The sequence below is a fragment of the Novosphingobium sp. PhB57 genome, assembly GCF_004342985.1.
In the GTDB taxonomy this organism is placed as follows: domain Bacteria; phylum Pseudomonadota; class Alphaproteobacteria; order Sphingomonadales; family Sphingomonadaceae; genus Novosphingobium.
Genome location: NZ_SMBO01000028.1, coordinates 1 through 12,813 on the forward strand (window position 1 = coordinate 1; position 12,813 = coordinate 12,813).

Sequence of the window (12,813 nt, forward strand, 5' to 3'; positions counted from 1 at the left end):
GGTTGGCCTGTGCGATCGGCCACAAGGCCTGCCGCGATAACCGTTCGGTTCTCTACACCCGGTTGCCGCGGCTGATCGACGAACTGACGCTGGCCAAGGGTGACGGCCGTATCGCTGCCCGCATGAAAAGCCTCGCCAAGGTCGAGTTGCTGATACTGGACGACTGGGGTCTTCAGCCGCTCGATGGCAACGCCCGGCATCATCTCCTCGAAATTCTCGAGGACCGCTACGGTCAGCGCTCAACGCTCGTCACCAGCCAGCTTCCCGTGGCCCGCTGGCATCAGACCATAAACGATCCGACCTACGCCGACGCCATCCTGGACCGCCTCGTGCACAACGCACACCGGCTCGAACTCGAAGGTGAATCCATGCGTCGGCCTGCACAGCAAACCGCCGCTTGACCATCACCAATCCCCAATGCCATCAGGCGACACGATCTGGCTTCTGCCCGGCCGGGATCAAATCGGAATGATGGCCGGGATCAGATTGGAACAGGCGGCCGGGATCATCGGAATCCGCAAAGATGCTTCGCCTGCGGCGTGGCTTTCTTGTTTCCCACATCGATTGCAGATTGATTTCGCTCAACAAGAGTTAGCGCCGGGAACAAATTGCCAAGAATTTGCCTTAGTTTCCAGGATGAGGACAGATGACCGGGCCGACTCGTTACCGAGACATATCCCGCCTGGAGGACCAAGATGGAAGTTTACACGTTGCGATTCTCCGACGACGCGTTTGGCGTTGCGCGCCGCATAGAATTCAAAGCGCAAGATATGAGTTCTGCTCTCGTAATCGCTCATCGCGAAGCAGGTAGCCGGCGTGTTGAACTATGGCATGGGAGTCGAATGCTCGGTGTCGTCGAAAGGCAGGCTAATGTCGGGCGAGTTCGCCTGCCCCCGCACAAATACCGTGTCCCGTCCAAACTCGTGGATAATTACGGTTTAGAACTACCGTGCACGCAATCCCATACGAACGCCGCGAGCCCCGAGCGGTGTCACGTGGCACGCTGATACGCAAGTCCAGGGCTTTCTCCCTCAAATTCAGATCACTGCCCCTGTGTGATCCCTTAAGGCCGGTGCTTTGCTTAACAGGGCGGGACCGACCTCTTTTACCGCCTGCGGAATTTTTTTGCATCTCAGCGCAGGCGGATCGCGCGATCGCGCAAAAACCTCGTAATCCTTATCGCTGTTAAAGGTACGCCACCGCCCGCAAACTTGAAGAATAGCGCATTCGCTATCGCGGCTAATACCTGGCGTACCGTAAACAGCGAGGTCCCAATGACCGCAGTCAGGACATCCGACATCATCGCTGTTAAAGGTACGCTCTCTACACATCTCCGTGACATCAGACTGAAGCAGCAGCTTCCCCCCGCCCAACTATCGTACCTCAATCAGCGAAGCCGAGAGGTCTCACTCAGGGTGGGCGCGGGATTGCGAAGCGGCCTACTGACGGTTGATTGAGCACGGAGCGGGATATGCATTGTCGCTGATTAAGGTACGCCAAGGCGTCCTGGGAGACGTTAGCGATCCTGCCGGTCCGAAGGCACCCTCAAGATGAACATTAACCGGGTCTCCAATGGAGACAGTCCACTTAAGACGGCGCTTTCCAACGCTCGACGTACTTTTTCCAGCGATCCTTAAGCACATCGCCTTCCAGGGTGTCGATCTGACCTCCCAAAGCTCGCCTGAAAGCATCGGCCATTATGCTCACCGAGTTGTTCGAACCATAGTCACGGCCGATGCGATAGAGTTCAGGCTCAGAAAATTCCAAAGAACCCGTTGCCGGGAACCTGATTGGCTTGCTGGATTCGCCAGTTTTTCCTGAACTGTATAAGCGGAGCATTCCGGCTTCTTCGATCAAGCTTGGCACGGTTTTTTTTGCCTTTTCCTGTTCAGCTTGGACAAGAAGCATTCCCTTTATAGGCTTTTCCGCATGCCGCAGCTTGATGATGAGATCGCTGAGATCAACTGAGTGACGTGCCTGCTGATAAACGCCTGACACTTCCTCCCATGCAGCGCGCACAGATTGCCTGAACTTTGTCATTGTGCTGGACTGATTGCCGAGGTGCTTGGCGAGATCCTGCCAGCTGAGCCTGACCTCCGTTCCCTGAGGTATTCGAGGCAGACGGTAGGCCAGCCAAGTGTAGAGATCCAGCTTGGTAGCACTGTCTTTAAGGGCGACGATGGCCCGTTCATTGAACGGCACCGAATGTTTGAGGAGTTCATTGTAGAATTCTTCGGACAGAACAAAATGCGAGACAAAGGATCCCTCGCCGGTTCTTAAGCCAGCATATTGGTTCACAATGCGCATGTCATTGACAGCGAATGCCCGCATTTGATCCTTTTGAACGGCCGCTTTTCGGCCATCGTTTCGCTTGCCCCGCCCGTCGGCCACGTCATCGTCCCAACGGATTGTCCACTGGCAGTTCAAGATTCGATCAATCTGATCCTGAACGCTCGTACGGGTACCACGCTTACCGCCAGACGAGGTATTCGTGATGCCCATTCGCCGCAGCCAGCTCGAGAAAGAACTTCCTAGATAGATCTCGCGTGTTCTCGTCCGGACAGCCTCTGTCATGATATAGATCATGATAAGACGCGCATGTCTGCCATACGGCACCCCCCGGTTAACGGACACAAATTCGCCGCCCGGGCCATTCGGCTCCTGTCTCTCCATTGGCTGAATGATCAAGGAGATATTGCCGTCTCGCCGAATGACGGGCGCTGTAGGGTCCTTGGGTGCTTTAACCGGCAAAGACATGGCACACAAAGCCGAATGCATGAAGTTGGGGAGAGATTCCTCTTCCATCACGTAACGCACAGCGTCAAAGATGCGTTTTGCTTCGGCGGTTTCGGCCAGCGCACGAACTTCTTCCGCAGGGCTCGCTGTAAGAGCATCGACGAAGCGAGCGCCAAGCGGCAACGCTATCTGAGCGTCTGCATCTCCTGTTTTCCGCCTGGCCACAGAATCACCCCTGGTTGATATCGTACGCCGAGGATTGTGGCGAATTTGAACCGGAAAGCAAGACATTGGCGATTTTTTGGCTCGACGAGTGCTAAAAGTGCCAACCAGTCGCTGGTAAAGGTACACATCGCAAATTCTGATGTTCTAAAAATCATTTTTTTGACCCATCCTTACCGAAGGAAGGTTCTCCCAGAGGGAGTAGGATTCTTTAGTAGGTTAGATCGCCTACCTTAATCAGCGACCGAACATACCTTCGCCAGCGACCTTTCGTACCGTTATCAGCGACAACCCGTACCTTAAGCAGCGCCTCCAGGTTATCATCGAACCTCCGAGATGCAGGACAGTGCGATCGGAAATATTCCTTTCGCTTTTTCTCGTTCGCGCGTCGAGATTTCGCGAATGGCTCGCTGATAAAGGTATATGTGAAAAAAACCTCTTACACGAGCAGCGGTGCGATCCCTTCCATCGCTGAGCTCCGTACTTTAATCAGCGACACGCGAAATCGACCCGCCCAGCGCTGTCGGATTTTCCGCAGTATGCAGCAAAATACCGCCAACTGGTCGCTGATTGCGGTATCGATGCCAGAAATCGAAGGGCAGGAAGTCGCCAATCGATGAGACAGGTGAATTTTTGGTTGTCGAGTTTTCGCGTTCTATCTAAGGAAAATTGACAAGTCTGCCAACTGAGGCAGCAAACTGACAGGTAGAAGGACTATCATGGCGTCCCTCCCATCCGAGCTGGGCAGTAGCACCAAGGATCTGATCACACGCTATTATCAAATGGCGAGCATGGTCCTGAGGAAACTGCAAGAGCGCAACATACAGCACACGCCGCCACGTACGGGACCTATGTTCACTATATCGCAGGCAGCCGCATTAGTTGGCCGCTCGGCCTCGGCTATTCGAATAGCCGAAGCAGAGGGCCGCCTGCCTCATCAAGAGCGAAACATGGCGGGGCGCCGAAAAGGTTATACCCTTAGAGACCTCGACACCATGCGGCAGGTTTTCGATACCCGTCCGTGGCGGCAAGAAGGTGATCCGCCAGCAGTGATCGCTTGCCAAAACTTCAAGGGCGGCGTGGGAAAATCGACGATTGCAGTCCATATGGCGCAATATTTGGCTATTCACGGGTATCGCGTCTTGCTCGTGGACGCAGATGCTCAAGCTTCCGCTACTATGCAATTTGGATACATACCCGATCAGGATCTCGATGAATTCGACAGCATCTACGCTTTGCTCCAAGGTAAGCCGGAGCGCGGAATAGCACAGATCGTTCGCAAGACACATTTCCACAATCTCGACCTCATCCCGGCCAACCTGAAGCTTTATAATGCGGAATATGAGGTAGCGGCACGCATAAGTGTCCATGGTTTCAGCGTCCTCACGACGCTCGCGCGTGACATTCATAAAATCGCTGACAATTATGATGTCATCATAATGGACCCTCCACCAGCCCTCGGCATGGTGTCGCTATCGGTTATGTATGCCGCCAACGCGCTGTTGATACCAGTACCACCCAGCATTGTAGATTTTGCTTCGACTACGGCCTTTCTCAGCATGCTCGATGAGACGATGGGCGCTCTCAACGAACATAACATTCAGCCGGAGTATGGCTTCGTCGGAATGGTCATCTCAAAGAGCGATGCGAATATTGAATCGCAGCGGCAGATCGTGGATATTACCAATACGGTTTTCGGCAGAAGCGTGTTCGCTCAGGAACTGAAAACGTCCGCTGAATTCAACAATGCGGCAAGCCAGCTCAAGACCGTTTTTGACATGACATCATCGACCACAAACCATGCGGTACGTACACGTTGCTTGAATCAGCTTAACAACCTCGGCCGCGAGCTCGAGCAGAATATTAGGAAGCTTTGGCCCTCCAAAGCGGATGAGATTTAGGAAGCCTGTAGTTCCTACCGTTGAATTAGCCCTGATCGAAAGATCGGGGCTTTTTTTTGGGCGGATCAGCTCCGCTTGCAAACCAAGATGTAGTTTTTCGATCCTGCTATCGGGAACAACTCTTGCCGGGAATTGACAATCGGGCAACCCTGCCCTGCCCTGCCCTGCCCTGCCCTGCCCTGCCCTGCCCTGCCCTGCCCTGCCCTGCCCTGCCCTGCCCTGCCCTGCCCTGCCCTGCCCTGGTCTCGCTAAAAAACGCGCCGATTAAAGTTGGGATGAGGATCTTGCAAAACTCGATCGCTGCACCGATGGACCGATCCCTGCAGGTCTAGTAGAGACGTTTAGGCGCTGCATACTGGTACGCACCGACCCGTCAAATTGTCGCTATCCATGTTTGAAGTCCTGCGGTTATGGGGGCAAAGGCTTGGTCAGCACATCGGCCGGCATGCTGCTGAGCAAAAAGCAATAACAGGCCTGGTCATGTCGGAAGGCTTGGCACCAATTTTATTGATGTCTCTAAAGCTCGTAGCAGCGACGAACCCATGCCGCATTCCACAAGATTGAGCATGGCCTTCCAAGTCAATCTGGTCCATTTTTTGCGCCTCGTCCGAACGGCAACCAAGGGCTTTCGCGCACAAATCTTTTCCGATTTATGGCCGTCTCCAATGGAGACAACGTTGTGGCGTAATATGCAGCGCGCTCTATGCGCCCCGGTTCATGGCCATATCCAGAGCCTAGACAAGGCGACGCGCCATCCCTTTCCAGCGATTCCACCCGCATAGACTGGCTGTCTCCAGTGGAGACAAGATTATGCATCTCCGGTCGCCCGCAATCTTCTTGCCAACAGGCGTTGTTCTAGTCTGCTCGAGAAGCCTTAAGGAATGCGCGAATTCCCATGAGTCTCCAGTGGAGACAAAGACAACCTGTCGTGTAGAGGACCCACGTCTTATCATGACGCCGCAGCGATCTGCGGAAAGTCTCCAATGGAGACAAGCGTGGCTGGGCGCCTGTAGTCTCTGCAAACCGATGGCGAGCCGGCCGTGCCGGAAGGTCGACAGGCACGGCAAGCACCACACTTAATCTCAACTACGCAAACGGCTCACTCGGTTTTGTAATGCGTTCAGTTGGATGGTGCATGGGGCCTAAACTTGCGCCGAGGCTCCAAAATTTAGGCTGAATTCCTCTAAGGCGTGCCCGTCTCGAAATCCTTTCCAGTGAGCTAAGATTTGATGACCGCAGCTTTGATAAACCCGCTCGATTGGCAAGATCACAAGCGCCGCTTGTGAATATATTCGCAACCGATCCACCTGTCAGGTTTGGTGTTGGCATGCCTAAAATGAACTCGGCCCGCTCCCGCTAATTAGGAAAGAGGATGCGCTTCAACCCGCAGCGCGGGAAAGAAGGTACTGGTGAGCTAAGGAAAGCGGCATCAGCGATCGGGTTGCTCATTCAGGTAGGATGAACGCTTAAGGGGTACGATTAAAGCAGGGCTCGAAAGACAAGTGGACCGGGCGTTCACAAGGGATCGGACCCCAAAGCTGCGTTAAACAGGCGAGCCGGCGCGGGCGGGCAGAAGCCAGCGGAGCGAGACCAAGCCGACCATTTCGGACTCGGCGTGCCCAGCCACGCAGGGCAGGGCAGGGCAGGGCAGCGTAGGGTAGGGTAGGGTAGGGTAGGGTAGGGTAGGGTAGGGTAGGGCAAAGGGCGGAGAAGGCATACATCAGCAAGATGAGATCGCCTGGCAAACAGGAATATTCGACAACTTGCTTGCCCGTTGTCCTGGCGAGCCCAGCCTGTTTTCGAAAGCCTTTGCGATTGCCCTGCGCATAGCGCTAGGCGAACGGTTGCAATCACACAGCATGCTCAAGTAAGTTTGTGGGAATCTGCAAACAAGCGTCTTGGTTCGCATCGATAGGCAACCAAGTTCAGAAAAAGGTGAACTTTGATGGCTCGTAAACCTGGCTTCGGCGCCTCGATAGCATCGGAAGTCGTGGATGCTTTCGATAGCGGGGAAACGCCGGAACTTCCGTCTGGGGACGTTCTCGCGAGCCGCGGAAAAGCTATATCACGCCTTGGCGCCGACGTCCTGTATGAGCAGTTTGAGTGGATTGATCCCGCTCTTTGCCGACCGTCCAAACAAAACGCTCGGCATTACGATGATCTAACGTATAGCGAATGTGCTGACCTCATCGAGTCGATAAAATCGGAGGGACGCCAGCGCATGGCGGCGGTAGTGCGCCGCACCGACGATCCTGCGGTACCTTATGAAATTGTAGCTGGATCCAGGCGGCATTTTGCAATCTCCTGGCTGCGAGCAAACAACTATCCCGAATTCCGGTATCTCGTCGACGTTCAAAAGCTCGACGACGAAGCCGCGTTTCGTCTCAGCGACCTTGAAAACCGCGCCCGGGAGGATGTCTCCGACCTTGAGAGGGCGCGTAGCTACGCGATGGCCTTGAAGACACATTACAAGGGCGACGTCACATCGATGTCCGAGAGGCTGGGAATGGCGCGCGCCACCGTCTACCGTTATCTTGCGCTGGCCGATCTTGATCAGGACTTTATCGCCGCGTTCGGCGATTCGAAGGCAATCACAGTATCGCATCCAAGGACTATCGCCACGCTGATCAAGGAGGGTGGTGAACCGGCGGAACGAGTTAGGGTTGAGGCTTCGAGGGTTGCGGAAGAGCAGGCGCGTCTGCGCCGAGAAGGTCAGCCGCTGCTCGCGCCAGCGGAAGTTTTGAGCAGGTTCAAAGAGGCTGCAAAACCCCCCCGGCCTCAGATAGTCGAAAATACTTCCTACACGTTGTGCGCTGCCGACGGCAGCCAAATTCTCACCTATACGCGAGCTTCAAAAAAGCGCGGGATGACTGTCACTCTCCCGGTAAAGCTGTCTGCAAAGCGAAAAGAGGTTGAGGATGCTTTTGCAATCCTCATCGACGAAATATTCGAAAACTCATAACACCCCAAGGTAGAACAAAGCGGGAAACCGCTCAATTATCGCCTAGAGCAGCCCTTACAGCGCAAGCGCCAATATTGCGGGGTTTGGCTCGTTGATGGTGCTTTTCTCCCCTGAGAAAGCTTCTGAGGGGACTTTTTTTACGGCGAAAATGCGTCCCATTTTCTCAGATTCTAGCAGCGCATCGAAGAGCGCGACCGTCCTATCCCGTAAAGTGGTGGTTCCGAATTAGCCCATTTTTCGTTGATCAAGCGAATGAACGCGTGCATCATCAAATAGCCAAACATCGCGTCCTAAAAAACCTTTTTAGCGCAGAGGGTTAGGCGGTGTAAAAGCTAATCTGACTTAAGTTTACGCCTACCGGAATGGCTTTTGCGCGCACTATCGATAATCTTACAAAATATGGGTGAAGGTGTAGCCGGCTCGGCGGCGTGCCATGTCAGGGTTACATCCATAGACCACGACTAGTCTGACTTTTAAGCCGCTAAGAAAACGATAAGAAAACGATAAGACGCCATCGTGCATTTGCAACATCAGAGCGACGAGGGGGAGAGCGGCTTAATTCAGTTGCCGGCAGGTTTGAAAAATTGAACGAAGTCTGGAAACTTATAACTTAATATCGGAAGGAGAGTTACAGCCAGCAGAATTCTGTAATTATCCAACTGGCTTTCACGTGGGTGACGTCGATCCATAGGTACTCCCAGTCGTCTTCGATTGCGCGCTCGAGGAAGCACCGACGTTCTTGTCGAGTTCCTCGCACAGCTGACTGATCTGACCCTTCGAGATCCCATCCATACCCAGTGACTTTACCAAGTCATCTACCGAGCGGGTGGAGATGCCTTGAATATACGCTTCCTGGATCACCGCTCCTCGCCCGCTCAGCCATGCGGCAGGGTTCGAGGAAGCCGGGGAAGTAGCTTCCCTTCCTGAGCTTGGGGATGCGCAGTTCGACCGTCGCCGCTCGCGTCTGCGAGTTGCGCTCGCGGTAGCCGTTGCGCTGGACCAGCCTTGCCGCGGATTTCTCGCCATGGCCGGCTCCGGTCAGGTTGCCGACTTCCATCTCCATCAACCGCTCGGTGGCAAACGAGATCATCTCGCGCAGAATGTCTGCACCCGAGGCCTTCTCTAACAGCGAGCGCAAGTGCATAATCGGATCGGTCATCGTGATTCCTTCCGTCAGGTTTGAGCTTCGCAACCCAAATCTACCCGAAAATCACGGTGACCACCTCAGCCTTCACCTACACCACGTCCTGGCACAAAATCCCGTAGGGAATCGCGTTGCTGGCTCCACCGCGATGGGACTGCACTATTGCATCGAGGACACGGGGGGAACTATCTTCAATGAAAGATTGACACAGAAAAGTATCGATCCGGTATCGTCTTTGACCTCTACTCGCCAGTCACCGGTATCACCGAACCCTTCCGCCTTTTCCCTCAGTAGCTCACCCAGATACCGTACAGCCATCGTCTTCGCATCGCCAATGTTTTCGATGTCTATGCCTTTTAGGTCATGAATTTCTTCACCGTTGAAGGTGTCAAAATGATAAATGGGCAAATCGCTCTCCGCTTTTGATGGCTCAACGTATCCTGGTGAGGAATAAGCCGCTTCGATGGTAATGAGGACAAACCGCTGGTGGTTCCGGGGGGCCTAGGCCGTGTGATTTTTGTTAACTTGAAAGACAAGATTTTCGAGATCTCAGGCCAATTGTCGCACCAAAAAGGGGCCTTGCAGCTATCTGCGGCAAAGTTCCGTCTTCAAGAAACACATGCAGCCACGCTTAAGCGATATGCTTGCTCGCAAGAAGCCGCTCGGTTGCCTCCCAGGGAGGTCCGCGCCGAACTTTGGCGGGTTGAGGAACGGCTGACGTGCAGGATTGTTTTCGTGAGTATGGAGACCGACGATGCCCGATGAAAGAAATGCTCTCGATTTTGAGCTGGATGGCTCCATTTTAGCGCGGACAAAAATATCAGCGAAAGCACCGGCGGCGTCCGAGGCGTGACGACGGCCAAAAGCGAGGATCTCGAGATAGTTTCTAAGACCGAGCAAGACGCACCCGATGCGGGAGGGATCGAATGGGGTGGCGGTTTCATCAAGAAGCCGCCGGTACCATCTGGCGAATGAGATATCTCGGGCGCCGCGATGACTTTCCCTGTCAGGTGAAAAGGACTTTTGTTTGCCGAGAAAGGTGATTGACCGGGAGCGACGTGCAACCACGGGGTCAGTGAATTCCAAAATCGTGCGGGTTCAAGATTAGTGGCAATAAGAATACGAGGATGGTTCAAGCGGAGGTGGTAATGGCGGTCGAATGCGTTGCTTATCGTGATTCCAAAGGTGCTCTTCACAGCAGCCTCGAGAAAGCGACGCTCGAAGATCTCGCTAATGTGCTTGGCAGGGTGGGCGAGGAAGGCGGGATGACAAGCGGGGTGGCCCGGATGATCTTCGACAAGAGGGCGGAAATCGAGCGCGTATTTGCCGAGCATGATGCTCTCCTTGCATCCGCGTCCCATCTGGCATCATTAGAAACCGCAGATCAGCCTCGGGCGAAGCTCGACAACGTCAGGGACGTTGGAATTGAGAAGGCATAAATTCGCTGTATAGTTCGCGAACAAGTGCCTCAACTGCAGAGCGCTCCTCTAAGTCGAACGGCTTATCGTTTTCACACTGAAAGAGCCAGCACACGGCTTTTTGATCCGACGAGGGCGTTCCGGCGGTGGATGACTCCACCTCGTGTGGAACGAAGCCGGCAGCAGCCCGCATAGCAATGGCTTGTGCAAGTTTTAGAGGTAAAACGTTTCGGTTCAATAGCGGGCGGTGAACATGGCAGGATAGATCCGGCTCATCCCGTTTGCTTAGGATCGAGCGCTTTCCTACATCTCCCCCTAATCCTGGCCGGCACCGTTCCAAACGGGCTATCGTGGCAAATTCCGATTGTTTGCCGCTCGCAAGGGGGCTTCCGTATCGGGGCAGCAAGGACGTTTTGATTGATGGGCGAATCGGCGCTGTTCTTCATCTTAAAAGCGGACCCAGGGGGTGCTGCTGCGAGACAATGGGCTTGCAGCCGTGTCAGCTAGCCAACAAAATCATTCATAGCAGCGCGGCCAGCCATAAAAAAGGCCGCCGGGGCGGCCTTTAGTTTTGGCCCATCCGAGACGGGGGAGGGGGACGGAGGGCCTTCATACCACTCTCGTTATGGTGGCATGTTCTCAACGCGGTGGAGGCTCTGGCGTTCCTGCCGCTGCTTGCAGCTCCATACCGGGACGGGCGCCGTTTTCGCAAATCAGCATAATAGCGTGGCGTTTCCTCTCCGGCGTAAGCGCATTTGTATTGCCGCTGCCAAGACCGTCCGCAGTCACGGCCGCTGGATACGTTCGCTCGATTCTTATTACCCTTCGGCCGTGCGGACCGGCTCGGCGTTCGGATTCCGGGGTCATCGCGCGCACCGTTCCGCGAATTACCCGCGCAGCCGAGATGATCGCGCGCAGTTTGGGATGACGGAAGCCTGATCGTTGGGACCATTCCCTGGCTGAGCAGCTAGGAGGATTGGATGCCGACAAGGAGGGTAATGATGCGTCATGTGCGCGAGATACTGAGGCTGAGCCTGGATGCCAGGCTATCGACCCGCGCAATGTCGCAGCATGTTCGAACCGGGGCGACCACGGTTCGCGACACGCTCAGGCGGTTTACTCGATCCGGGCTATCTTGGCCGCTTCCACCCGAGATTGGCGACGCGGATCTGGAAGAGCGGCTGTACGGGGTTCCCGGCGCCAAACCGGGGCGGCGTAAGCTGCCCGAGCCGGACTGGCCGGTGGTAGCGCGCGAACTGAAGCGGAAACACGTGACGCTGCATGTGCTCTGGGAGGAGTATCGGGCCGAGCATCCGGACGGGTATCGTTACTCGAGATTCTGCGATCTGTTCCGCCGCTGGGAAGGCCGCTTGCCGCTGGTCATCCGCCAGAGCCATGCCGGCGGCGAGAAGCTTTTCCTTGATTACGCTGGCGATACGGTGCCGGTCGTGGTGGACCGGCGGACCGGAGAAGTCCGCGGTGCCCACATCTTCGTCGCCGTGATGGGCGGATCGAGCCTGTCGTTTGCGCTGGCGACGTGGACCGAGCAGTTTCCTGACTGGATCGCGGGTAACAATGCTGCCTTCGCCTTCTTCCGCGGCGTTCCCCAGTTGCTGATACCCGACAATGCCGAGGTGGCGGTGATCAAGGCCTGTCACTTCTATCCTAAGGTGAACCGCAGTTACACGGACATGGCCCGGCATTAGGGCACGGCGATCCTGCCGACCCGGCCGCGCAGGCCGCGGGACAAGGCCAAGGTCGGGGCCTGCGTCGGTATCGTCGAGCGCTGGCTATTGGGCCGCTTACGTAATCGGATCTTCTACAGCCTCGCTGGGGTGAACGCAGCGATCGCCGAATGCCTTGCCGATCTCAATGATCGGCGGGTGCTGCGCCAGTCCGGCAAGACACGTCGCCATCTTTTCAACGAAGTCGATGTTCCAAACCTCAAGCCGCTGCCGGCAGAGCCGTGGGTTCATGCCGAATGGCGCCGCTGCCGCGTCGGGCTCGATTATCATATCGCGATCGATCGGCATCATTACTCCGTCCCGCATCGCTTCGCCCGCCGCGAGGTCGAAGCTCGGTTCACTGCCAGCACGGTAGAGATCTTCCTGGGAGGCGAGCGCATCGCCGTGCACATGCGCGGCAGCGGGAATGGCCGGCACACCACCGTCCCCGAGCGCATGCCCTCCAGCCATCGGCGCTACGGCGAATGGACGCCGCCAAAGATCCGCGAAGAGGCAAGCCGGATCGGGCCGATGTTGTCCCTATTGGTGGAGAAGGTCATCGAGGCGAAGCCCCATCCCGAACAGGGCTACCGGTCATGCTTGGGCATCATCGGGACTGTCAGGAATTCCGTGTGTGGGCAGGCATAATGGGTAACAAGGAGTCCCACTATGTCACGACGCAAAGAACCGGCGATACCTCACGAGC

General features: G+C 55.5%; 5 protein-coding genes and 2 pseudogenes. 4 read left to right on the forward strand and 3 right to left on the reverse strand.

The genetic code is table 11. The annotated features are described in order from the left end of the window. Positions 1–401: ATP-binding protein (locus EDF58_RS25385; protein WP_165921596.1), on the forward strand; the 401-nt coding region annotated here is incomplete at its 5' end. 1,186 nt (positions 402–1,587) lie between these two features. Here EDF58_RS25385 and EDF58_RS25395 read toward each other — a convergent pair. Further along, positions 1,588–2,961, reverse strand: coding sequence for a replication protein RepA (locus EDF58_RS25395; RefSeq protein ID WP_165921597.1), 1,374 nt, complete (start codon positions 2,959–2,961; stop codon positions 1,588–1,590). A gap of 716 nt (positions 2,962–3,677) precedes the next feature. Between EDF58_RS25395 and EDF58_RS25400 the strand changes: the two genes are divergently transcribed. Both EDF58_RS25400 and EDF58_RS25405 read left to right on the forward strand, forming a co-directional pair. Beyond that, the gene (locus EDF58_RS25400; protein ID WP_279388353.1) at positions 3,678–4,859 is read left to right on the forward strand and encodes an AAA family ATPase; all 1,182 of its coding nucleotides are present in this window, start codon (positions 3,678–3,680) and stop codon (positions 4,857–4,859) included. Between the two features lie 1,945 nt (positions 4,860–6,804). Continuing rightward, positions 6,805–7,821, forward strand: a complete 1,017-nt coding sequence (locus EDF58_RS25405; protein WP_132270555.1) for a ParB/RepB/Spo0J family partition protein — start codon at positions 6,805–6,807, stop codon at positions 7,819–7,821. Positions 7,822–8,485: 664 nt separating this feature from the next. Here the strand turns inward: EDF58_RS25405 and EDF58_RS25410 are convergent. Then, positions 8,486–8,980, reverse strand: a pseudogene (locus EDF58_RS25410) (transposase); the annotation flags it as partial. 593 nt (positions 8,981–9,573) lie between these two features. Then, on the reverse strand, positions 9,574–10,299 hold the full coding sequence (locus tag EDF58_RS26070; RefSeq protein ID WP_165921598.1) for a hypothetical protein: 726 nt from the start codon (positions 10,297–10,299) through the stop codon (positions 9,574–9,576). A gap of 1,085 nt (positions 10,300–11,384) precedes the next feature. Between EDF58_RS26070 and istA the strand changes: the two are divergent. Continuing rightward, positions 11,385–12,731 (forward strand): annotated as a pseudogene (gene istA, locus EDF58_RS26590) (IS21 family transposase); the annotation flags it as partial. Positions 12,732–12,813: the final 82 nt, after the last annotated feature.